24 protein-coding genes are annotated in these 23,664 nt (G+C 31.8%); 13 read left to right on the top strand and 11 right to left on the bottom strand.

Annotated elements, in window-relative coordinates:
• The first annotated feature begins 1 nt into the window (after position 1).
• The 3 genes from FHG05_RS02925 (at position 2) to FHG05_RS02915 (ending at position 2,619) form a co-directional block, all read left to right on the top strand.
• Positions 2-469, top strand: a complete 468-nt coding sequence (locus FHG05_RS02925; RefSeq protein WP_140996518.1) for an SRPBCC family protein — start codon at positions 2-4, stop codon at positions 467-469.
• 57 nt (positions 470-526) lie between these two features.
• The gene (locus FHG05_RS02920) at positions 527-1,225 is read left to right on the top strand and encodes an SDR family NAD(P)-dependent oxidoreductase (RefSeq protein WP_140996517.1); all 699 of its coding nucleotides are present in this window, start codon (positions 527-529) and stop codon (positions 1,223-1,225) included.
• Between the two features lie 107 nt (positions 1,226-1,332).
• A complete protein-coding gene (locus tag FHG05_RS02915) occupies positions 1,333-2,619 on the top strand; it encodes a cryptochrome/photolyase family protein (protein ID WP_140996516.1) in 1,287 nt (428 codons plus the stop codon).
• On the opposite strand, the gene FHG05_RS02910 is transcribed toward FHG05_RS02915, so the two are convergent.
• Positions 2,616-3,272, bottom strand: coding sequence for an HAD family hydrolase (locus tag FHG05_RS02910; protein ID WP_140996515.1), 657 nt, complete (start codon positions 3,270-3,272; stop codon positions 2,616-2,618). The two genes, FHG05_RS02915 and FHG05_RS02910, sit on opposite strands and share 4 nt — an antisense overlap.
• A 99-nt stretch (positions 3,273-3,371) precedes the next feature.
• On the opposite strand from FHG05_RS02910, the gene FHG05_RS02905 reads away from it, so the two are divergent.
• From FHG05_RS02905 to FHG05_RS02895, 3 genes are read left to right on the top strand one after another with little or no spacing between them, the layout of a single operon-like run.
• Positions 3,372-3,914 (top strand): RNA polymerase sigma factor, encoded by a 543-nt coding sequence (locus tag FHG05_RS02905; protein ID WP_140996514.1) that lies wholly within the window; start codon positions 3,372-3,374, stop codon positions 3,912-3,914.
• A 30-nt stretch (positions 3,915-3,944) separates the two neighbouring features.
• Positions 3,945-4,349 carry a hypothetical protein gene (locus tag FHG05_RS02900; protein WP_140996513.1) on the top strand — a complete coding sequence of 135 codons (405 nt, stop codon included), beginning with the start codon at positions 3,945-3,947 and terminating at the stop codon, positions 4,347-4,349.
• A 2-nt stretch (positions 4,350-4,351) separates the two neighbouring features.
• Positions 4,352-4,795 (top strand): sensor of ECF-type sigma factor, encoded by a 444-nt coding sequence (locus FHG05_RS02895; protein WP_140996512.1) that lies wholly within the window; start codon positions 4,352-4,354, stop codon positions 4,793-4,795.
• Between the two features lie 56 nt (positions 4,796-4,851).
• Here FHG05_RS02895 and FHG05_RS02890 read toward each other — a convergent pair whose 3' ends face one another.
• Positions 4,852-5,913 (bottom strand): WD40/YVTN/BNR-like repeat-containing protein, encoded by a 1,062-nt coding sequence (locus FHG05_RS02890; RefSeq protein WP_140996511.1) that lies wholly within the window; start codon positions 5,911-5,913, stop codon positions 4,852-4,854.
• A gap of 316 nt (positions 5,914-6,229) precedes the next feature.
• Between FHG05_RS02890 and hemN the strand changes: the two genes are divergently transcribed.
• The 3 genes from hemN to FHG05_RS02875 all read left to right on the top strand — a co-directional run bounded on the left by hemN (position 6,230) and on the right by FHG05_RS02875 (position 9,287).
• A complete protein-coding gene (hemN, locus tag FHG05_RS02885; RefSeq protein WP_140996510.1) occupies positions 6,230-7,588 on the top strand; it encodes an oxygen-independent coproporphyrinogen III oxidase in 1,359 nt (452 codons plus the stop codon).
• A gap of 569 nt (positions 7,589-8,157) precedes the next feature.
• The gene (locus FHG05_RS02880) at positions 8,158-8,727 is read left to right on the top strand and encodes a hypothetical protein (protein WP_140996509.1); all 570 of its coding nucleotides are present in this window, start codon (positions 8,158-8,160) and stop codon (positions 8,725-8,727) included.
• 17 nt (positions 8,728-8,744) lie between these two features.
• On the top strand, positions 8,745-9,287 hold the full coding sequence (locus FHG05_RS02875) for a hypothetical protein (protein ID WP_140996508.1): 543 nt from the start codon (positions 8,745-8,747) through the stop codon (positions 9,285-9,287).
• A 130-nt stretch (positions 9,288-9,417) separates the two neighbouring features.
• Here FHG05_RS02875 and FHG05_RS02870 read toward each other — a convergent pair whose 3' ends face one another.
• The 8 genes from FHG05_RS02870 to FHG05_RS02835 all read right to left on the bottom strand — a co-directional run bounded on the left by FHG05_RS02870 (position 9,418) and on the right by FHG05_RS02835 (position 18,525).
• Complete coding sequence (locus FHG05_RS02870) at positions 9,418-10,119, bottom strand: sulfite exporter TauE/SafE family protein (RefSeq protein ID WP_140996507.1); 702 nt, start codon at positions 10,117-10,119, stop codon at positions 9,418-9,420.
• A gap of 270 nt (positions 10,120-10,389) precedes the next feature.
• Positions 10,390-10,836 (bottom strand): FixH family protein, encoded by a 447-nt coding sequence (locus tag FHG05_RS02865; protein WP_140996506.1) that lies wholly within the window; start codon positions 10,834-10,836, stop codon positions 10,390-10,392.
• A 164-nt stretch (positions 10,837-11,000) separates the two neighbouring features.
• The gene (gene ccoG, locus FHG05_RS02860; RefSeq protein ID WP_140996505.1) at positions 11,001-12,419 is read right to left on the bottom strand and encodes a cytochrome c oxidase accessory protein CcoG; all 1,419 of its coding nucleotides are present in this window, start codon (positions 12,417-12,419) and stop codon (positions 11,001-11,003) included.
• Positions 12,420-12,472: 53 nt separating this feature from the next.
• Positions 12,473-13,435, bottom strand: a complete 963-nt coding sequence (locus tag FHG05_RS02855) for a cbb3-type cytochrome c oxidase N-terminal domain-containing protein (RefSeq protein WP_140996504.1) — start codon at positions 13,433-13,435, stop codon at positions 12,473-12,475.
• A 35-nt stretch (positions 13,436-13,470) separates the two neighbouring features.
• On the bottom strand, positions 13,471-13,647 hold the full coding sequence (locus FHG05_RS02850) for a CcoQ/FixQ family Cbb3-type cytochrome c oxidase assembly chaperone (RefSeq protein ID WP_140996503.1): 177 nt from the start codon (positions 13,645-13,647) through the stop codon (positions 13,471-13,473).
• Between the two features lie 5 nt (positions 13,648-13,652).
• A complete protein-coding gene (gene ccoN / locus FHG05_RS02845) occupies positions 13,653-15,851 on the bottom strand; it encodes a cytochrome-c oxidase, cbb3-type subunit I (RefSeq protein WP_140996502.1) in 2,199 nt (732 codons plus the stop codon).
• A gap of 2 nt (positions 15,852-15,853) precedes the next feature.
• Complete coding sequence (gene ccoS, locus FHG05_RS02840; RefSeq protein ID WP_140996501.1) at positions 15,854-16,045, bottom strand: cbb3-type cytochrome oxidase assembly protein CcoS; 192 nt, start codon at positions 16,043-16,045, stop codon at positions 15,854-15,856.
• Between the two features lie 89 nt (positions 16,046-16,134).
• On the bottom strand, positions 16,135-18,525 hold the full coding sequence (locus tag FHG05_RS02835) for a heavy metal translocating P-type ATPase (RefSeq protein ID WP_140996500.1): 2,391 nt from the start codon (positions 18,523-18,525) through the stop codon (positions 16,135-16,137).
• Between the two features lie 102 nt (positions 18,526-18,627).
• Here FHG05_RS02835 and FHG05_RS02830 point away from each other — a divergent pair, with 102 nt between their 5' ends.
• From FHG05_RS02830 to FHG05_RS02815, 4 genes are all read left to right on the top strand, one after another.
• Complete coding sequence (locus tag FHG05_RS02830; protein ID WP_140996499.1) at positions 18,628-19,305, top strand: Crp/Fnr family transcriptional regulator; 678 nt, start codon at positions 18,628-18,630, stop codon at positions 19,303-19,305.
• Positions 19,306-19,362: 57 nt separating this feature from the next.
• Positions 19,363-20,601 (top strand): hypothetical protein, encoded by a 1,239-nt coding sequence (locus tag FHG05_RS02825; protein ID WP_140996498.1) that lies wholly within the window; start codon positions 19,363-19,365, stop codon positions 20,599-20,601.
• Positions 20,602-20,686: 85 nt separating this feature from the next.
• A complete protein-coding gene (locus tag FHG05_RS02820; RefSeq protein ID WP_140996497.1) occupies positions 20,687-21,901 on the top strand; it encodes an RsmB/NOP family class I SAM-dependent RNA methyltransferase in 1,215 nt (404 codons plus the stop codon).
• 4 nt (positions 21,902-21,905) lie between these two features.
• A complete protein-coding gene (locus tag FHG05_RS02815; protein ID WP_140996496.1) occupies positions 21,906-23,012 on the top strand; it encodes an endonuclease in 1,107 nt (368 codons plus the stop codon).
• A 67-nt stretch (positions 23,013-23,079) separates the two neighbouring features.
• On the opposite strand, the gene FHG05_RS02810 is transcribed toward FHG05_RS02815, so the two are convergent.
• Entirely contained in the window at positions 23,080-23,373 is a 294-nt protein-coding gene (locus FHG05_RS02810; protein ID WP_140996495.1) for an antibiotic biosynthesis monooxygenase family protein, read from the bottom strand.
• Positions 23,374-23,664 lie beyond the last annotated feature (291 nt).

The raw sequence follows: 23,664 nt of genomic DNA, 5'->3' as shown, positions 1-23,664 counted from the left end.
TATGAAAATTTATACTTTACATTCTAAACAAAATTTACCCATATCAATAACAGAGGCTTGGGAATTTTTATCTGATCCAAAAAATTTGAAAACGATAACTCCTGATTATATGGGATTTAACATTCTTTCAGGAGCAGATAAACCCATGTTTCCAGGACAGATTATCCAGTATATTGTTACACCTGTACTCAACATTCCTACAAAATGGGTAACCGAAATTACGCATGTTCAAGACAAAAAATATTTTGTTGATGAACAACGTTTTGGTCCTTATTCGCTTTGGCATCATAAGCATTTTCTAAAAGAAATACCTGGAGGAGTTGAAATGGAAGATATTATCGATTATAAAATTCCAATGGGAATCTTAGGTCAATTGGTCCATCCTTTTATAGTGAAACCCAAATTAGATGAAATTTTTGAGTACCGAAGAAAAAAGCTAATCGAACTTTTCGGTGTATACAAAGAATAAAAAGTTTATAGTTTCTAAAACAATTTTCAACTGACTCAACTTTTTAAAAAATATATAATGAAAAAAAATATAGTATTAATTGGAGGTTCGTATGGTATTGGTTATGCTTTATCCGAACTATTAAAAAGTGAACATAGCATTTATGTTGCTTCTCGAACAATTTCGAATTTAGATGCTTCTATCCATCATATTCCATTTGATGCGCATACACAAGAAATCAATTTAGAAATGTTACCCGATACTATTGATGGTTTTGTGTTTTTGCCAGGTAGCATTAATTTAAGACCTTTTAAAGGGTTAAAAATAGAAACTTTTGAAGAAGATTTAAAAATCAACTTTATCGATATGGTAAAAGTTCTTCAAAGTCTTTTACCAAAAATCACTGCTGCTCATCAGGCTAGTATCGTGCTTTTTAGTACGGTTGCTGTGGGAACTGGAATGCCGTTTCACACGAGTGTAGCCGCAGCAAAAGGTGCTATTGAAGGTTTTGCTAAAGCTTTGGCTGCAGAGTATGCTCCCAAAGTAAGAGTCAATGTAATTGCGCCTTCCCTAACCGATACTCCATTAGCAGATAAATTTTTAAACAACGATATCAAAAAAGAGAAAGCCGCGGAAAGACATCCGTTAAAAAAAATTGGTTCAGCTAAAGATATTGCAGAAATGGCTGCCTTTTTACTATCCGATAAAAGCAGTTGGATTACAGGACAAGTCTTTCATGTTGATGGAGGAATGTCAACCTTGTCGGTTAATGCCTAATTTAAAATTTTTATAATTTAAGGTTGTTTCATTTTGTTAGCGTAATTCTTTCAAACTCTTAAACCTTTAAACTCATAAACTATTTAAACCCTTATACAAAACTTATAATGAATATATTCTGGTTCAGAAGAGATTTACGATTAAATGATAATATAGGACTTTTTCACGCTTTACATGAAAAAGAAGAAGTATTGCCACTATTTATCTTTGATTCTACAATTTTAAACGAATTACCTAAGGAGGATGCTCGTGTGCAATTTATTCATGAACAATTAGAAAACATCCAGAAACAATTGGAGAAAAAAGGAAAATCGCTAGCCGTTTTCTTAGGGGAGCCTAAAAAAATATTCGAAAAATTAATCGAAGAAAATAAAATTAAAACCGTTTATACCAATCACGATTACGAACCTTACGCGCGTAAAAGAGATAAAGAAATATACCAATTATTTAAAGAACATGATATCGCTTTCAAAACAGCAAAAGATCAAGTTATTTTTGAAAAAGAGGAAGTGGTTAAAGACGATGGCACACCTTATGTAGTGTATACGCCTTATTCTAAAAAATGGAAAGAAAAATTACAAAACACCAAACTTACACAGTATAAATCGGAAGATAAATTAGATCAAATTGTAAAGCATAATTATCCTTTTTTAAGTTTGGAAGATATTGGTTTTAAACCAACAAAAATTAAACTCCCTGAATATAATGTTTCTGAAAAATTAATGCGTAATTATGAAGAAACTAGAAATTTCCCTGCGATTGATGGTACTTCATTATTAGGTATTCATTTGCGATTTGGTACAGTATCTATTAGAGAAATGGTGCAAAAAGCACAATCCGTTAAGAATGAAACTTTTTTGAAAGAGCTCATTTGGAGAGAGTTTTTCATGCAAATTTTATGGCATTTTCCCAAAACTACAACCGAAAGTTTTAAACCTAAATATGACGCTATTGAATGGAGAAATGACGAGAAACAATTCCAAAAATGGTGTGAGGGAAAAACGGGTTATCCTTTTGTTGATGCTGGTATGCGCGAATTAAACGCTACTGGTCATATGCATAATAGAGTGCGTATGATAGTCGCTAGTTTTTTATGCAAACATCTTTTGATTGACTGGCGTTGGGGTGAAACCTACTTTGCTCAAAAATTATTAGATTATGAACAAGCAAGTAATGTTGGTAATTGGCAATGGGCTGCTGGATCAGGTGTAGATGCGGCACCCTATTTTCGAATTTTTAATCCTACCGAACAAATTAAGAAATTTGACAAAGACTTGAAATACATTAAAAAATGGATTCCAGAATTAGATACTTCAAAATATCCAGAACCTATCGTAGATCATAAAGAAGCACGAGAAAGATGCTTAAAAGTCTATAAAAAAGCGTTGGATTAACCCAATTTCTTAATGGTTTCAGCATTAATTTCGCTAAAATCTGTAATAATTTGACTGGCCAAAGACAAATCTTGATTTTTAGAATTAACACTCGTATATCCAATGCAATAAATACCCGCTGCATGAGAGGCTTGCACTCCATTGGTACTGTCTTCAATTACTATACAATTTTCTTTAGGATGAATGGATAAACTGGCAGCATGTTCAAAAATAGCAGGATGTGGTTTCGATTTTGGAAAATCTTCGCCCGAAACAATATGACTGAAATAAGCATGCAAGTTAAAGCGATTGAAAACACGATTAATGGTACTTTTGGAAGCTGATGAGGCTACAATTAATTGAAAGCCATTCGCATACAAGTCTTTTATCAAATCTTCAACACCGTCAATTAAATATAAATCAGGTTTGGAATCAAAAGCATCATTGAAAAGATGTCTTTTTCGTAAAATTAAGTCTTCCACTTCTTGTTCCAATTGAAACAAATCTTTTACTTTTTGAAAAACATTTCGAGTGGAATTCCCTGTAAAACTCGCATAAATTTCATCGGATACAGAAATATCTAACTCTTTAAAATGTTGGTGATAAGCATAATGGTGTACGGGTTCTGTGTCCACAATAACACCATCCATATCAAAAATAACCGTTTGAATCATTTCTAAAAAATTTTGCACAAAAATACTATTAAAAAGATTTGTGACCAATGGATTAAACCTTTTTAATTATCTTTAGTCTTATCTACAAATAGAATAAAATTGCAAGACGAAAAGGTATTCATTGAACGTTTATTAGATCCGAAAACGCAACAAGATGCGTTTCGGGAACTGTTACAATTGTACCAAAAACCCTTGTACAATCACATTCGAAATATTGTTTTAAATCATGACGATACCGATGATGTTTTACAGAATACTTTCTTAAAAATTTTTCAAAACATTGCTAAATTTAAAGGAGAAAGCAAATTGTTCTCTTGGATTTATCGGATTGCTACCAATGAAGCTTTGACGCTTTTACAACAAAAAGCAAAAAAATCGGGCATTAGCAATGAAGAAGTGCAGCAAAAAGAATTGAATAAACTCGAAAGTGATGTTTTTTTTGATGGTAATGAAATCCAACTCAAATTACAAAAAGCGATTGCACTATTACCCGAAAAACAGCAATTAGTGTTTAAAATGAAGTATTTTGAAGAATTAAAATATGAAGAAATTTCAGAAATTGTAGACACCTCTGTGGGTGCTTTAAAAGCCAGTTATCATTTAGCCGTGAAGAAAATAGAAGAATATTTAAAAACGAATTAAACCATTTTAAAAAAATAAAGTCTAATCCATATGAAAGATTTTAACTTAGATACACAACCCAAAATAAAAACGGGATTTCAGGTTCCGGAAAACTATTTTGAGCAATTTGAAGCCAAAATGATGGAACAATTGCCTCAAAAAGAAACCAAAGTAGTATCTTTATTTCATAAAAAACAAATTTGGATTTCCAGTATTGCAGCTGTGTTGTTAGTTATGATTGCGATTCCTGTTTATCAATCCATGTCAAAAGATACGACTATAGAAGCTACTACTTTAGAAAATTATTTAGTGAGTGAATATTCTACCTATGATATTATCGATAAATTGAGTACCGAAGACATTAATGCTTTGGAAAACGATTTAACTTTAAATGAGGATGCTGTAGAATCGTATTTATTAGATACACAAAACATTGACTACTATTTAAATCAATAAGAATGAGAAAAAAATTAACCCTATTACTAATTTTAATAGTTAGTGTTTCATTTGCTCAAGGAGGAATGAAAGAGAAAAAAGAAAAAATTAAAGCTTTAAAAGTAGCTTATATTACTGAAAAGCTTGATTTAACAACGGAAGAAGCTCAAAAATTTTGGCCTGTTTATAATGCTTTTGATGACAAACAGTTTGAAATTAAACACAATAAAATGAAAGCTATTGTCAATCAGTTTGAAAATGGAGGTTTTGAATCTTTATCCGATAAAGAAGCGTTGGATTTGATTACCAAAATGGAGGATTATGAAGATGAGATGCATGCTTTAAAGAAAAGGTATTTAAAAGACTTATTAAAAGTATTGCCTCCAAAGAAAGTCATTCGACTGAAAAAAGCGGAGGACGAATTCAATCGCAAATTATTACGCGAGTTTAGAGGACGAAAAAATTAAAAAAAGCACCAAATGGTGCTTTTTTTAATTTATAAATTAGTAACAATCAGAATTTATTACTCCTTAAACTTCAACTCCACTACTCTATTTCTACCAGCTGCATAGGCTACCGAATCATTTTGAAAACGAAGGGTGTATAAATCTTTATCTTCTGCTAATTTTTTCCAAGTGGCTCCACTATCATTTGAAAAATGTACGCCTGTTCCTCCTACACAAACTAACGATTTTCCTTCACTTTTTGGTACAAATTGCACACAAGAAGCATATCCAAAACCCGTATTTTGTCCTACTAACTTCCAAGTTTTACCGCCATCTCGCGTCATCGCTTTATTATCTACGTTGGCTTCTTGTTTTTCATAATCTCCACCAGCAATAAAACCAATCTTTTCATCGTAAAAATCGGCTGTAAAAATACCGGTCATTGCTTTTCCCTGAACAATAGGAGTTTCATATACTTGCCAACTCATTCCTTTATCTTTACTCACAAAGCAACGGGCTTTTTTCCCTCCAGAAACAATGAAAATCGAATTGCCACGTAAAATAACATTGGTATTACTGGCTGCAAAAGCGGCTTCACCTTCCTCTACTTTTGGTAATTTTTCACAAGGTACTTTTTGCCATGAATTGCCACCATCATTCGTAATAATAATATTCAAACAATCGGAAACAGGGTCACCCATTGCAACACCAAAACGATCATCTAAAAACTGCATACTATCATAAAAAACTTTTTCATTTTTTTCTTGGTAGACCAATTTCACTATGGTTTTATCTTTATTAATTTTGTATAACAAACCAGAATTGGCAACACTCAACACAAAAACTCCTTCTTTCGTTTTAGCGATACTTCTAAATTCTGGATGCAAGGAATCTTTACTAATTCTTCCTCTAAATTTTTTATTTGTTTTCAAATCAATGGCACCATATTTCCCATTGTTTCCTGCAAACCATAACTGATTGCTGTCTATTACGATGGCACGAATGCTAATTGAATCTTCATGAAGGGTATTGATTTCAATTTTAGAAAAAGCTGTTACTTCAAAATCTTGTTCAATCTGTTGCTGCTTACAGGATAATATGGTGACCAATAAACCGAAAAGGAGTATCGTTTTTTTCATTTTAAAATTTTAAGAACACGAATGTACAATTTATTTTTAATTATCAGAATTGTTCCCTTATACGAAGGAGTTGAATTACAATGCTTGATTTTATAATTATAGTAACCGAATCTGTAGGTACGCGAAGTATTTGACTTTTTCAAGATTTCTTAGCAAATAGCAAGCAATACGCTATAAAAAATAGTTAATCAATTAAAAACACTTTTAACTTTCGACTTTCGACTTTCGACTTTGGACTTTCGACTTTCGACTTCCACATGATATTTATCATTTTTAGCCTGCAACAGTCTTTTTACATTTGAATAAATTTTGTACCATGAGTTTGATTCAAAAATACAATGTTCCTGGACCAAGATACACCAGCTACCCTACTGTTCCTTATTGGGAAGAAGATTTCTTTTCGGTTGACCAATGGAAAAAAGCATTAAAAGAGTCTTTTATACATTCCAATACTACTGAAGGAATTAGTTTATACATACACTTACCTTTTTGTGAAAGTTTGTGTACTTTTTGTGGTTGTAACAAACGCATTACCAAAAGGCATGAGGTAGAACATCCCTATATAAAAGCCGTTTTAAAAGAATGGGAATTGTATTGCGAACTATTACCTCAACGACCACAAATTAAAGAAATTCACTTGGGAGGTGGCACACCAACCTTCTTTTCTCCTGAAAATTTAACGCTATTAATTGAAGGTTTATTCATTAATGCAGATAAAGCAGAAAATTATGAATTTAGTTTTGAAGGGCATCCGAATAATACTACGTATACCCATTTGCAAACTTTATATGATTTAGGTTTTAGACGTGTGAGTTTTGGAGTGCAAGATTATGCGGAAAAAGTACAAAATGCTATTCATAGAAAACAATCCTTTCATAATGTTGCTAAAGTAACGTTTTGGGCAAGGGAAATTGGTTACACTTCAGTAGGACATGATTTAATATTTGGGTTACCGTTTCAAACTTTAGACAATGTATTAGATACTATTTCAAAAACGAATTCGTTACAACCCGACCGATTGGCTTTTTACAGTTATGCCCATGTACCTTGGATTAAAGGAAATGGTCAACGTGGCTTTAATGATGAAGACTTACCCAAAGACGACTTAAAAAGAGAACTGTATGAAAAAGGGAAATTAGAATTATTGAATCGCAACTATGTTGAAATAGGTATGGATCATTTTGCTTTAAAAAACGATAGTATGACCACCGCTTTTCAAAATGGAACCTTGCATCGCAATTTTATGGGATACACCGCTTCAAAGACAGAAGTTATGATTGGGCTAGGCGTTTCTTCTATTAGTGACTCCTGGAACGCTTTTGCACAAAATGAAAAAACGATAGAAGCGTATTATGAAAAATTAGATAAAGACGAATTACCTGTTTTTAGAGGCCATCTTTTAAACCAAGAGGATTTAATCATTCGCAAGCACATTTTAAATTTAATGTGCCAATTTCAAACGTCTTGGGAAAATAAAAAGGCATACTTTCCTGAAATTGAACAGATTTTACCTCAACTTAATGAAATGGAAAACGATGGTTTATTAGAAATAAAAAATCAAACGATTATAGTAACTGAAAAGGGAAAACCTTTTGTAAGAAACATTTGTATGGCTTTTGATTTGAGATTAAACCGAAAAGCACCTCAAACCCAATTGTTCTCTATGACGATTTAGATTTATTGATGATTCGATTGTTAGATAGTTCGATATTGGGAACATAGATTTAAGAAATTAAAACAATTTTAAAAAATAGTTTTATTATCTATAACTATTTATCAAACAATCTAAAAATGCAACCATCGAATCATCCAACCATCAAATAATCGAATCATCGAACACCTTATTCATTAACTTAAACCCCTATTTTTAGGTCCTGAAGTGGTCGTTTTAGGTTTTTAACCCAAAATTTTACGTTGGGTAACCTAAACTTTTACGCTAGATAACCTAAACTTTTACGTCCTAGACCCAAAATTTTAGGTTCGGAACCTAAAATTTTACGTAGGGAGACGTAAAATTTTACCCTCATGGACGTAAAATTTTACCTCAAGGACCTAAAGTTTTATGTTTACAGCTTAAAATTTTATCCTAAAGACTTAAAATTTTAGGTTTTTGACTTGTGTATTTCCTAGAAATAAAACTTTTTAGAACAGTCTTCTACTATTATTTTTTTACAATAAAGAGTAAAAAGTTATATTTACTATTGAATAAGTTATATTCAATATTCCTAAAAACATACATTGATAATGAAAAAACTCTTTTTAGCACTCCCTTTTCTATTAATTTCATGTAATTCTGAAATGAATTTAGAGAAAATATATGAGACTACCTACGAATTACATATTGCAGAAAACAATACATACAACAAAAGTTTACTTGATAATATTAAACTTAAACTGGTTAAGTTAAAAAATGCAAATGCATTTAATAAAATTAAAGACTGCGATAGTTTATCAAAACACTATTTTGAATATTTAGAAACCATTGAAAATCAAATGAAACAAAATGGAAGTGAATTGTTTTTTGATGGTGATGTCTATTCAAAAACAGGAAAGACTTATGAAGAAAAGACTGAAAAATACATTTCTGAAATAGGAAAACTTACAAATTCTAAAAATTTTATTCAAAGGTTAAATTTAGTTTTCAGTATGAAAGACATTAAATCAAAAGATGGTATATTTATTCGTTATCTTGATTATTATTTTAGAGGTTTTCCAAAAATTCAATCTGTAACTTTTATCAATGACAAAAAAAGAAACGTATTAGAGTTTGAAAATGAGCTTATTAATGAAATAATTATATCTAATATTGAATAAAGTTACTATTTACTCTTATGAATAAAGAAAATTTAGAAAACAAAATAACCGATGCAACTTCACGCTTAATTACTATGGCTAGTGATTTTTGCTGGAATACCCTTTCTAAAAATTGCTATTATATATTATCGGAAATTGATGAAACTATTGGTAAAATTTTATTTGAAAAAAATAAAATTAGAAAAAAAGTTAATGAAGTTAAAACTCCTAAACATTTAGAAGAAATTACTCAAGATTTAGCTTTACTTTATACTAATCTGTATGATATAAATTTCTACATTTATAAGGCTACAAAAGATAAAACCATTATTGAGATTAAATATTTTCTAAAAACTTCTCATACTAAAGATTTCTATGAAACGATAAAGAACAATGATTCCATGTGGCATTGTAAAGTGGCTATACCTCCTTATTTAAGTTCTATTGGAAAGCCTATAAAAGAAAAAAAGAAGTTTGATGTTAATTGGCAATTAGGTGGAATAAGATATGAATGGAATCTTTTTTTATATCGTTTTAAGTATTATTTGTATAAAACTAGAAAAGGATTCACAAACTTTTAATGCTGTAAGCATCTCATGAGTAGCACACACATAATATTACTTGCTGAATGAGACCCTTACAGGGTGACAAGATTGCGAGTAATTAATCACTTTTACAAAACAACCTTAAACAATCTTAAACCATTCCTATCTAATGACAATTGGCTTCTGCTTGTACAAAAAGACTAGTCGTACTAGGAGAAACATACGGAATATTTAAGCCTAAACCTCTTATTATAAATAAAACTCCAATACAAACTGCAAGAATTGGAATAGCTTTCTGAATGGAATTTCTTATAGGATTTGTAATTAAATTGGAGAGCATAACCACCAAGCTCATCAAAGGAACGGTTCCTAAACCGTAGAGTACCATATAGAAAATACTATATTGTATATTAGGCATAGCCAAGGCGCCAAAAAGGGCTACATAAACCATTCCGCAAGGTAAATATCCGTTTAGTAATCCAATCGTAAACAAAGATGAATAGGATTTCTTTTTAAACTGCTTTCCTAAGCTACTTTTTACTTTTGAAATGATCTTATAAACAGGTCTTGAAAAATTATATTGGGCTAAAGTTTTTTCTGGAAGGAGTGCAATGAAAATCATAAGTACACCTACAATAATCGATAATTGCTGTTGCATCCCTGCCAAGAAAAAACCTTTACCCAATACCCCAAAAACCAATCCTAAAGAACTATAAGCAAACAATCTGCCTAAATGATACACTAGAATTTGTATTGTTTTCTTTGCTTTATTATTGCGATCTACAGGCAACATCATAGCAATAGGTCCGCACATGCCTATGCAGTGAAAACTACTGATTAAACCAAATAGAATAGCGGTGTAAAGCATTTTTTTGACTGTTAACTGTTGTGAGTTATGTGTTATGTGTTATGTGTTTGTGTTTAAAAGTAGAAACGTGATTTTTAGCCCCGATTATAACGGCATCCTTTTCTTTTTGCTTTTCGAGTGTGCTCAAAGTGACAAAAAGAAAAGATACAGTGAAAAGCGGGACGATTATTTTACCGAAGTACATTTACTGTGCTTCTAAAAAAATAATAATGCTTTTGTATCGTTCAGCTGTCAACTTTCAACTTTCAAAGTTCGACTTTCGACTTTTGACTAATAATAAATCGACTGTTTGTTTCGATATGGAACTCCCTTATATTCCCACTCAATGGTTATGTCCCAAAGACCGCCTACCAAATTACTTTTAGGTATGAGCAAATTTGAAGAAGACAATGAAATTTCCATTTCAGCATCTAATTTCTGGTTAGACGGTCTATATAAGGACACTTTTCCAGTAATGGCAGTGTAATCAAAATCTTTTGGAAAGGTAATTTGAATGCCTTCCGATACTTTATCTATTGTAACTTTATTAACTAAGGCATTCGCATTGGAAGCTCTATCGATATTCCCTTGTACCTTTAATTCTTGTTGGTAATAATTTTCTGTTACCAATTCGTTATCGTATTTAGAATTGGATTGCACCTTGAACACAAAAAACAAGATGAATGTCATGAACAATCCGAAAGCAATTACAATTCCTGTTCCCCAATTTAGTTTCATATTTATTATTTTTAAGAGCAACGAAATAATCGTCTTCTCTATTATTATTTTATATCTGTCGTCAGTTCGAGTGGTTTTTACGTAATGAAATGGAGTAAAAAATGTATCGAGAACCCCAGTGTAAAAAACAAAACTTCTCGACTGCGCTCGAAGTGACAACTATTTTAATTAAAAGACCTTGGTCCTAAGAAAGTAGTTGTGGTAGTTTCAATTAATTTTCCATCATTGTACACCCCAATTTTTACTTTCATTTTATCTTTCTTGACTTCGTTTGTAGGAATTTCTATAAACAAAGTACCTTGGTATAAATCTTCTTTTTGAACCACGATGTGTTTGTTTCCTACCAATCGAATAACCCCTTCCGGCTTTTCTAGTTTAAAAGAAACATTTTCAAAATCTTTAACCGTTTTATTTACAATTTTAAAGGTGAAAACATTACTTATTACATTTCCTTTTTGTTCGTATAACTGTCCTGGTAATCGAAATACATTGGCTTCAACATCATTTCGTAAAAACAACAAACCAATTAAAATACCTATCAGAATAGCTAATACAGCAATGTAACCTTTCATTCTGGCAGTGAGTTTGAACTTTTCCTTTTTTACAATTTCATCTTCACTTGCATACCGAATTAATCCTTTTGGTAAGCCTACTTTATCCATAATGGTATCGCATTCATCGATACAAGCTGTACAATTGATACACTCTAGTTGGGTTCCATTACGAATATCAATTCCTGTGGGACAAACCACGATGCATTGTTTACAATCGATACAATCTCCTTTTCCAGAGGCAGCACGATCTTCTCTTTTATCCCATTTGGCTCTTCCTTTCTCCCCTTCTCCTCTAACGTGATCATAGGCCACATTGATGGATTTATTATCTAATAATACACCTTGCATTCTTCCATAAGGGCAAGCAATAATACACACTTGTTCTCTAAACCAGGCAAATACAAAATAAAATACGCCAGTAAAGATTAATAAAGCAATTAGAGTACTGATATTTTCTCTAGGACCTTCTTCAATGTATTCTAATAGTTTATCACTCCCAATTAAATAGGCTAGAAAAACATTCGCAATAAGAAAGGAAATGATAAAGAATACCAACCATTTTGTAAGTCTCTTTCTAATTTTTTCTGCATTCCAATCTTGCTTGGCTAATCGCATTTGTGCCCCTCTATCACCATCAATCCAATATTCAATTCTTCGAAAAACCATTTCCATAAAAATGGTTTGCGGACAAAACCAACCACAGAATATTCTACCAAAAGCTACTGTAAATAAGGTTAATCCCACTACTCCAATAATCATCGATAAAACAAAAATATAGAAGTCTTGTGGCCAAAACGGAAACCCAAAAATGGAAAACTTTCGTTCTAAAACATTAAATAATAAAAACTGGTTGCCATTGATTTTTAAAAATGGAGCAGACAATAAAAATGCTAATAGAAAATAGCTCAGCAGTTTTCTTTTATCATAATATTTTCCAGAAGGTTTTTTAGGAAAAATAAAATTTCGTTTTCCTTCTTCGTTTATAGTAGCTATGCTATCTCTAAAGCTTTCGTCTGGTATATTGGACATAACGTTAATTTAAATTGGGTTAAAAAAGAGGTTTATAATACACCACTAATTTACTATTTCGCCACGATGGAATCAGTAACTTTTGTTACCGCTTCTGTTATTTCTTCCGTAGTATTTTCTACTGTATCATTAGCTGTTTTCTCTACCCAAAGTTCCCCTTCAGGAGCTTTTGCGTTTTCAGGATTAGAACCTTGCAAAGAGAGAATATAACTGGCTAATTTTTGAATATCGGTAGGTTTAATAACTTCTTTCCAAGGAGCCATTACACTATTTTTAGGACTACCTTCAGAAATTACTTTAAAAATGTTTTTAATTCCTCCTCCATTAATCCAATAAGCATCTGTTAAGTTCGGACCAATATTTCCTTCTAAATTTTCTTTATGACAAGAAGCACAATTATTATCCGTAAATATTTTCTTCCCCTCTGCAATACTAGCAGCATCTGTCATTAAGATTACATTTTCAAGATTTACTGGATCTGGAGCATTTTTCAAATATTCTTCATGTTCTTTCTGTGCTTCTAGCATCGCCATTTCATATTCTTCTTTTTGTGTATAATCACCTACAATATGAAAACGTACCAAATACACTACAGCAAAAACAATACAAGCATAAAAAAGGTACACCCACCAAGGAGGCAATACGTTATCCAATTCTTTAATGCCATCGTAATTATGATCTAACATTACGTCTGCTTCTTGCTCAATAGCTTTTGAACGCGTTAGCTTTTTCATAATATTTTTATAGAAGGCACTTTCTGTAAAGGGTAGTGCTTGCGCTTCTTCCAATTGCTTTTTCTGTTCTTCATTTAATAATTGATAGGTAACTTTATCAACCGCACTAATTACTATTTCTATTGCTATTAAAAGAAATAGAAAAACAAATAAGAAAACAGCCACCATTGGATACTCCATAAAAGCGGGCTTTTCACCAGAATCTATAAAGTATTCCATTCCTGCAAACACCGTTGCAAAGATTACTGGAACTCTAACATATGAAGGAATAATATTTTTCATAGATATAATTTATTTTTGTAATGGATATATATACACTATTGTAATTTGTCCTTAAGAGGTAATTCACTCAATTCTTTAATCTTCTCTTTTTTATAGGTAAAAACCCATATAAATAGCACTAAGAAGAACGTAAAGAAAATGCTTAAGGAAAGTATCGGGTAAATTTCTACACCTGCAATAGTTTCTAAATTATGTTTGATAAATTTTAACATACTTCTTATTTTTTAGGGTTATCTTCTTTTGTAATATCAGTTCCTAAGCGTTGCAAATAAGCAATCAAAGCAGTAATTTCTCTGTCTTTAACTGGTACAAAGGCAGTACCACTTGTTGCTTTTTGTTCGTCAAAAGATTTCTTGATATCTTCATTTTTCATCAGATTTGCTTCAATTTTAGCTGCTTGTTCTTCCATAGTTTTATAAGCATTTTTCACTTCCTCATCTGTATAAGGAACACCTAATTGTTGCATAACCTTCATTTTCTCTTGTGTTGTAGAAGTATCTAATGTATTTCGAATTACCCATTTATAACCCGGCATAATAGAACCAGAAGAAGTACTTTGCGGATCCCATAAATGGTTAAAGTGCCAATCGTCTGAACGTCCACCGTTATTTGGTTTACCAGAAACTCCTTCACGAGCTAAATCTGGACCTGTACGTTTAGAACCCCACAAGAAAGGATGGTCATACACAAATTCTCCCGCTTTTGAATATTCTCCATAACGAACTACTTCAGAGCGGAAAGGTCGTACCATTTGAGAGTGACAATTATTACAGCCTTCTCTAATATAAATATCTCTACCTTCCAATTCTAAAGGAGTATAGGGTTTTACACTAGCAATGGTTGGTATATTAGATTTCACCATGATAGTTGGTACAATTTGTAAAATACCTCCAATTAAAATCGCAATCGTTGCTAAAATGGTCAACTGAATGGGTTTTCTCTCTAACCAAGGGTGGAATTTCTCACCTTTTAATCTTCCAGAAGCAATTTTAGTTAAAGCAGGTGCTTCAGCTAATTCATCTTCTACTGGTTTTCCAGCCATTACAGTACGAGCTACATTATATACTAATACTAGTAATCCAATTACAAATAGAGTTCCTCCAATAGCTCTCATTAAATACATAGGCATAATTTCAGTAACTGTTTCTAAGAAATTTCCATATTGTAAGGTTCCATTTGGTTGAAACTGTTTCCACATAGAAGCTTGTGTAAAACCAGCAACATACATTGGTAACGCATATAAAATAATACCTAAAGTACCTATCCAAAAATGGAAATTAGCTAATGCTGTAGAATATAATTTGGTTTTAGTCATTCTTGGAACCAACCAATAAATCATACCAAACGTCATGAAACCGTTCCATGCTAATGCACCTACGTGTACGTGAGCTACAATCCAATCTGTAAAGTGAGCAATGGCATTTACATTTTTAAGAGATAACATCGGTCCTTCAAAAGTTGCCATTCCATATCCTGTGATACCTACTACAAAAAACTTTAAAACAGGTTCGGTTCTCACTTTATCCCAAACACCTCTTAAGGTTAATAAACCATTAATCATTCCTCCCCAAGAAGGAGCAATAAGCATTATAGAAAATACAACTCCTAAATTTTGAGCCCAGTCTGGTAAAGCGGTGTATAATAAATGGTGTGGACCCGCCCAGATATAAATAAAAATTAAGGACCAAAAGTGAATAATTGATAATCGATAAGAATAGACAGGTCGATTGGCTGCTTTTGGTACAAAATAATACATCAATCCAAGAAAAGGAGTGGTTAAAAAGAAAGCCACTGCATTATGACCATACCACCATTGTACTAAAGCATCTTGTACACCTGCATACACTGAATAACTTTTTAAAGCAGAAACAGGTACTTCCAAACTATTAAAAATGTGTAGTACAGCAACCGTTACAAAAGTAGCTATATAAAACCAAATCGCTACATATAAATGACGTTCTCTTCTTCTTAAAATCGTCATAATCATATTAATTCCAAATACTACCCAAATGACAGCGATGGCGATATCTATGGGCCATTCTAATTCTGCATACTCTTTGGATGTAGTATAACCTAAAGGTAACGTAATAGCTGCAGCAACAATAATTAACTGCCAACCCCAGAAATTAATATTACTTAATACATCGCTATACATTCTGGTTTTTAGTAAGCGTTGTAACGAATAATAAACTCCTGCAAAGATAGCGTTACCTACAAAGGCAAAGATAACTGCATTCGTGTGTAATGGTCTTAATCTTCCAAAACTTAACCATGAAATTCCATCGGTCATATTTGGAAAAAGAAACATAAAGGCAACTGTGAGACCAACGAGCATACCTACAACTCCAAACAAGATACTTGCATAAAGGAATTTCTTTACAATTTTGTTATCGTAATAAAATTGTTGCATTTCCATAATTAGATTGATTTTTGTTTTTCTACTTTTATTATTTTACTTGGGCTTTTTTTAATTTCATCGTCAAATAGTATTCTGACTGATGGCGTATAATCGTCATCAAATTGTCCACTTTTTACTGCTTTGATAAAAGCAATTAAGAAGACAATAGCAACTACTATACTTACTGTGATTAAAATATAAATAACACTCATACCTTAAATTTATGTTAACAAAGTTAGGGGGACAGTTTTTCAAAAAATATGATATTTATCATGCTTCCATTTATTTTTGAAAGACCCCATCACAAAGCCATTTTTCTATTCTTTCTTGCGTAATAATTACTCATTACGGTTACAAAACTTACTATGGTTATTGAACTTAATGGCATAATGATAGCAGCAACCAAAGGAGATAAATTACCAGATACAGCAAAGGACAAACCAATTAAATTGTATAGCAATGACAAACCAAAACTCATATAGATAGTTCGCATGGCACTCTTTGCATATTGCAGATAATAATGAATGTTGGAAAACTCACTCGCATCCATAATTCCATCGCAAGCAGGAGAAAACACATTTACATTTTCAGAAATGGAAATGCCCACATTACTTTGTGCCAATGCACCTGCATCGTTTAACCCATCACCTACCATCATTACATATTTGCCTTCTTTTTGAAGATTTTCTATGTATTGTAATTTTTGCTCAGGTTTCTGATTAAAAATGAATTGAGTATTCTCGGGTAACATTTTTTCCAAAATCTTTCTTTCCCCATCATTATCTCCTGATAAAATGGTTAACGAATAGCTTTTAGATAAGGATTCAAATAATTCTTCTAAGCCTTTTCTATATTGATTATTAAATATAAAACTGCCTTTATATATACCATTAATCGCAATATGTACTTTTGTTTTCTTATGGGTATTTTCACTGATATGTTCTAAATAGTCTGAAGAGCCGAGTTTTACAATTTGATTGTTAAAAGTTGCTTCAATACCTTTACCAATTATTTCTTCAAAATGAGAAGGCACTACTTTTTCTACTTGAGGTAAAAAATCATACAACCTTCTACTTAAAGGATGATTAGAACCTCGCAACGTATTTTTTAAAAGCCCAATTTCTTCTTGTTTTAATGTGTTTCCTTCATAGGTAATTGAAGTCTTTTTATTTGTTGTTATGGTACCTGTTTTATCAAAGACTACAGTATCAACTTTTGCCAATTGCTCTATAACAACTGCATTTTTTAAATACATTTTTTGCTTTCCCATAATTCGTAAAACATTACCCAATGTAAAGGGTGCTGTTAAAGCTAAGGCACAAGGACAAGCCACTATTAATATAGCTGTAAGTACATTAAAAGCAGTAGTAACATCAATAAATAACCAAAAAACAAAAACCGAAAATGCAAAAACCAAAAGTATAGAAGTAAAATAGCGACTTACTTGGTCTGTAATCGTTTTGTGCTTTTGTTCTATTTTCTTTTGGAATACATCATTACTCCACAATTGAGTTAGATAACTTTGAGAAACCGTATACAATACTTCAATTTCTATATTTTTACCATTTAATTTTCCTCCTGCAAAAACTTTATCACCCGATTTTTTTTCAATAGGTACTGCTTCACCTGTTACAAAACTGTAATCGATAGCCGCTTTTTCAGAAATTAAAACTCCATCTACAGGTAACAATTCTTGATTGCGTATTAACAATCGATCTCCTTTTTCAATATCATATATTTGTATAGGCGCTTCAGAACCGTCTGCATTCAGTTTTGTAATAGCTATCGGAAAATAGGACTTATAGTCTCGTTCAAATGAAAGAAAATTATAGGTTTTTTGTTGGAATAATTTACCTAACAACATAAAGAATACTAAACCTGTTAAGCTATCGAAAAAACCTTGTCCGAAATTGAAAACAATGTCAATGGTACTGCGCACAAACATTACTATAATTCCTAAAGCAATAGGAATATCAATGTTTAGTAACTTTGATTTTAAACTTTTATACGCTGAAACATAATAATCACTCGCTGAATATAAAAAAGATGGTAAAGAAAGCGCAAAAATCAACCAACGGAAAAAGCCTCTGTATTGATTGATCCAATATTCTTCTACTTCAAAGTACTCTGGAAATGACAATAACATGATGTTTCCAAAACAAAAAAAGGCAACACCCAGTTTATAAATTAAACTTCTATCTACATTTTTCTTTCCTGAATCAAAATTTTCTAAACTGATATAAGGTTCGTAACCAATAGAACTTAAAAGATAAGTTATCTCTTTTAATGAAGTCAATGATGTATTAAAAGTTATCCTTACTTTCTTTTCAGGAAAATTCACTTGAGAAGTCGTTATACCTTCTTGTAGTTTCTGTAGATTTTCCAAAATCCAAATACACGAACTACAATGTATATGAGGAATGTAAAGTGAAACAATACTGGTATTAGCCTCTTGAAAATCGAGGAGTTTACTACTAATTTTTTCATCGTCTAAAAAGTCATATTTTCCAATAATATCTTGTGGTGTTACTCCTGGAGCATTTTCAAAATCATAATAACACGTCAAATCATTTTGACTGAAAATTTCGTAAACCGTTTTACAACCGTTACAGCAAAATTCTTTTTCATCAAAATAAATAGCCTCATTATCAACCATTTCATTACCACAATGGAAACAATTTTTTGCATCCATAATTTGCTCATTTTTACCTGTAACAAAGGTTGCAAATGGTTCTAATTTAAAATATGATATTTGTCATACTTTAAGTATATTTGAAAAAAAATATCCCCAATTATGAGTAAGTGCGAACAATGTATCGTTAGACAGTTTAACTCTATTAAAGCTCTAACAAAAGATCAGTTAGTTCAAATGGCTAATTGTAAAACTTCTTACACTATTAAAAAAGGTGAACCTATTTTTGAAGAAGGAGAAACTTTAAATGGAGTATATTGTATTAAAGATGGTGTTTGTAAATTATCCAAATTAAGCTCAAATGGTAAGGATCAAATTGTGAAATTAGTCAAAGCCGGTGAACTTTTAGGACAACGTTCTATGATTAGTGAAGAATCTGCAAATCTCTCCGCAGTTGCTTTAGAAGATATGGAAGTTTGTTTTGTACCAAAAAACGAAATATTGCAATTTTTCAATCAAAATAATGATTTCTCCATGAATGTAATGAAAACGATTTGTGGCGATTTAAAAGAAGCTGATGATCATATGGTCGATATGGCTCAAAAAACCGTAAAACAACGCTTAGCAGAAACACTTCTCTATTTAGAAGATACTTTTGGTAAAAATGATGATGGAAGCATTCGTATTCAACTCTCAAGAGAAGAATTAGCGGGAATGATTGGAACAGCGACCGAAAGTTGTATTCGATTATTATCAGAATTTAATAAAGCTAAAAGTATTGAATTACAAGGAAAAAAGATTTTTATTAAAGATAAAAAAGTACTACAAAAAATAAGCTAAATAATTTTTGGCACAATAATTGGTTTCTATTTCATGTAATATAAAACATGAATACTTATGAAAACGAATTTACTTACCGGAATATTTAGTTTTTTCTTCGCGATTGGTTCATTTGCACAAGATAAAACAACTGTTACAGCCAACAGTAGCGATATAAGTGATAATTTAGACTTACGTGCAGTTGCCACTATTTTTGGTGATGCTGCTGACTTAGAAGACTTTGAAAGGAGATTGAATGATCCCAAAGCTCAAATTTCCAATTTAGATTTAAATAATGATAATTATGTCGATTATTTACGTGTTATAGAATCTATAGAAGGTTCGGCTCATATTATTGTTATTCAAGCCGTTTTAGATAAAGATATTTATCAAGATGTAGCCTCAATTGAAGTAGAGCGAGACAACAACAACAATGTACAAGTACAAGTTGTAGGTGATGTGTATATGTATGGTGCAAATTATATCTACGAACCTGTTTATGTACACAGACCTATTATTTACACTACTTTTTGGGTAAGCAGTTACCGTCCGTATTGCTCAAGTTGGTATTGGAATTATTACCCTACTTACTATACTTACTGGAGACCTTTCCCAATTTTCAGATATAGAAATCATATAGCAGTACATATTAATTTTGGACACAGTTATCATTATGTAACCACTAGAAGATGTTCGTATGCTTACAATGCCTATTATGGTAGAAGAGCAAACGGTTATGAAAGAAGATACCCAAACAGATCGTTCAGTCATAGAAATTCAGGATACAGCAATCGATATGAAATGGATCAAAACAGATCAATCCGTACAAGAGTACCTGGATCTAGAGAATTAGCATACAACAACAGGACATCTAGTACTAGAGGAAGTAGAAATAATTCAGAAGGAAATACTAGAAATTATGGTACTACAAGAAGTTCAAACTCTGGAACATCAACTAGAAATTATTCTTCAACGAGAGATAATTCTAATTCAGGTAATTCTCCAAGAAGTTATTCCTCAAACAGAAGTACAAAATCAATAACCAATACTCCTAGAAATACTAATTCGTCAGTGCGATCAAATTCTGGAGCAACAAGAAGTTATGAACCCAATAGAAATTCAAGTTCAAGAGCTAATACCTCTAGAAATACATCAACAACCAGAAATAATGCTACTATGAATTCGTCTAGAAGTGCTAATACAAACAGAGGAAACACTACAACAAGAAGTGGAGGAAGCTCAAGACAAAGTGGAAGTTCCTCTTCTAGAGGAAATTCCTCAGGAAGAGGAAATTCAAACAGAGGTGGTAGAATATAACGTTTTTATTTACTGGATAATAAAGCTGTCATTTATGGCAGCTTTATTTTTAAAATTACTATCTTTGCGGGCTGATTAAATAAAAATGAGATTACACAGAAATTTAGTTTTTACGGTTATTGATTCTTTATTAGCCATTTTCAACGAAGGGGAATATGCTGATAAAGTAGTAGCTCGTGCCTTAAAAAAAGACAAACGTTGGGGAAGTAGTGATAGAAAGTTTGTAGCTGAAACCATCTACGAAATTGTGCGTTGGAAACGCTTATATGCAGAAATTGCAGAAGTAAAAGAACCCTATGATAGAGACAATGTTTGGAGAATTTTTGCTGTTTGGGCAGTATTAAGAGGAATTACACTTCCTGATTGGAAATATTTTGAAGGTACTCCTGCTAGAAAAATTAAAGGAAGATTTGATGAATTATCCAAAATCAGAAAATTCAAAGAATCTATTCCTGATTGGATGGATGAATTAGGAGTAAAAGAATTAGGAGAAGCGAAATGGTCCAAAGAATTGGAAGCTCAAAACAAACAAGCTGAAGTTATTCTTAGAGTGAATACGTTAAAAACTACTAAAGAGAAATTAAAAGCTATTTTGATGGATTTGAACATAGAGACCTATGCTTCTAAAGAATATCCAGATGCTTTAATTTTGAAAGAAAGAGCCAATGTGTTCATGACTGATGTTTTTAAAGAAGGTTATTTTGAAGTACAGGATGCTTCTTCTCAATTAGTAGCTTACTTCTTAGATGTTGCTCCTGGAATGCGTGTTGTAGATACTTGTGCTGGTGCTGGTGGAAAAACGTTACATTTGGCTTCTTTAATGCAAAATAAAGGGCAATTGATTGCTATGGATATTTACGAAAGTAAATTAAAACAATTAAAATTACGTGCCAAAAGAAATGGAGTTCACAATGTAGAATTTCGAGTTATCGATTCAACTAAAGTGATTAAAAAATTACATGAAAAAGCAGATCGTGTTTTAATTGATGCTCCTTGTAGTGGTTTAGGTGTTTTAAAACGTAATCCTGATAGCAAATGGAAATTACAACCTGAATTTATTGACAATATCAAACAAGTTCAAGCGGAAGTTTTACAAAACTATTCTAAAATTGTAAAACCAGGTGGAAAAATGGTATACGCTACTTGTTCTGTGTTACCCTCAGAAAATGAAAAACAAGTACAACATTTTTTAACTACTGAAGCAGGTAAAGACTTTAGCTTTGTTAAAGATCAAAAAGTCTTAGCTCATGAAAGTGGTTTTGATGGATTTTATATGGCCCTATTAGAACGTAAACTATAAAAAAATGAAAAACAAATTAACTCTATTACTTTTATTTTTAAGTTGTGCAACATTTGCACAAGATGGTGCTCCAGCATCTCCATATTATAATGATATGGATTGGAATTTAACAGGAATGGCTTTAAAAAGTGCTCTTGCAACAAAAATTACTACTACACATACAAATTATCTTACCTATTCACAAGTTTGGAATGCTACGCAAGTAACAGATTTAGATCCCGCAAATTCAAACAATGTATTATTATTATACGGTTTTAGTTCGAATACTTGTCCTTCTTCTCCAACTGACGATAAAGATCACAGAAGTCGCGATAAATTTTCAAATGGTGGTTCCTCATCATGCGAATGGAACAGAGAACATGTCTATGCAAAAGCATTAGCATCACCTCCATTAGATGATGGTGGTGCAAGTGATGCTGGTGAAGATGCGCACCATTTAAGAGCAAGTGATGTTGATCGAAATAATGATAGATCTAGTGAGAAATTTGCTGCTGGTTCTGGAAACTCTGGAGATATTACTTCTACAACTTGGTATCCTGGTGATGAATGGAAAGGTGATGTAGCACGTATGATGATGTATATGTACCTACATTATGGTTCGCAATGTTTACCAATAAATGTAGGTGTAGGTAATCCTGTTGCAAATGATACTGATATGATTGACCTATTTTTACAATGGAATGCAGAAGATCCAGTTTCTGAATATGAAGATAATAGAAATACGTATCATGGTAATACTGCCAATACATATGCTCAAGGGAATCGAAATCCTTTTATCGACAATCCTTATTTAGCAACAGTAATTTGGGGTGGTCCAGCAGCTGAGAATAGATGGCCAACCATTTTCTTATCTTCTGAAAATTTTGATTTAGCTACTCTTGTAAATGTATATCCAAACCCAACAAACAATAATACGATTTTTGTATCCTCACCTAGTTCATTAAAAGAAATGGTGGTTTACAATATTAACGGACAAGTTGTACAAGAAGTAAAAAATCCAAATACAATTTCATCACAAACCTATCAAATCTCCAATTTAAATAGCGGATTTTATATGATAAAAGTAGCATCTGAAAATGCTACAATCACTAAAAAGATTATTGTAAATTAAATATTTCTATATAGGGCTATAAAAAAGAGGTTTAATTTAAAAATTAAACCTCTTTTTTGTTTCTACATTAAAATCCAAAATCGTATTCTCTCTCTATTTTTGCAATTCTCACCTTGTAGTTTTTATACCACGTACTTCTCCCCTTTTCTTGAGCAACCAAATGATCAATATTGGTTTTCCAATTTCGAATTGCTTCTAAACTTTCCCAATATGATACCGTTATACCAATTTCATTTCTAGCACTTTCTACATTAATAAATCCAGGCTGCAATCGTGCTAAAGTCTCCATTTTTTCAGCCATTTCAGCATAACCGTTGTCATTATCCGTTCTTATTGAAGTAAAAATTACTGCGTAATACATGTTTTTAGGAGTTTGTGGTTAGTTGTTAGAAAATTAATTCTTTTCTTAATAACTTTCTATAAAAATTAAAACTTAAATTAAATATTTTCTATTATAATTTCTTCGCTTCTTCCCAAAATTGTAGAACTATTTGAAAATCATAGATTTCCATTTCCTTATTTTGGTAAACGCTTCGCTTCCTCCCAAAATTGTAGAACTATTTGAAAATCATAGATTTCCATTTCCTTATTTTGGTAAACGCTTCGCTTCCTCCCAAAATTGTAGAACTATTTGAAAATCATAGATTTCCAT

Origin of the sequence: Flavobacterium profundi (assembly GCF_006491645.1) — a bacterium.
In the GTDB taxonomy this organism is placed as follows: Bacteria; Bacteroidota; Bacteroidia; order Flavobacteriales; family Flavobacteriaceae; genus Flavobacterium; species Flavobacterium profundi.
This window is presented reverse-complemented; position numbering and strand designations above follow the sequence as displayed.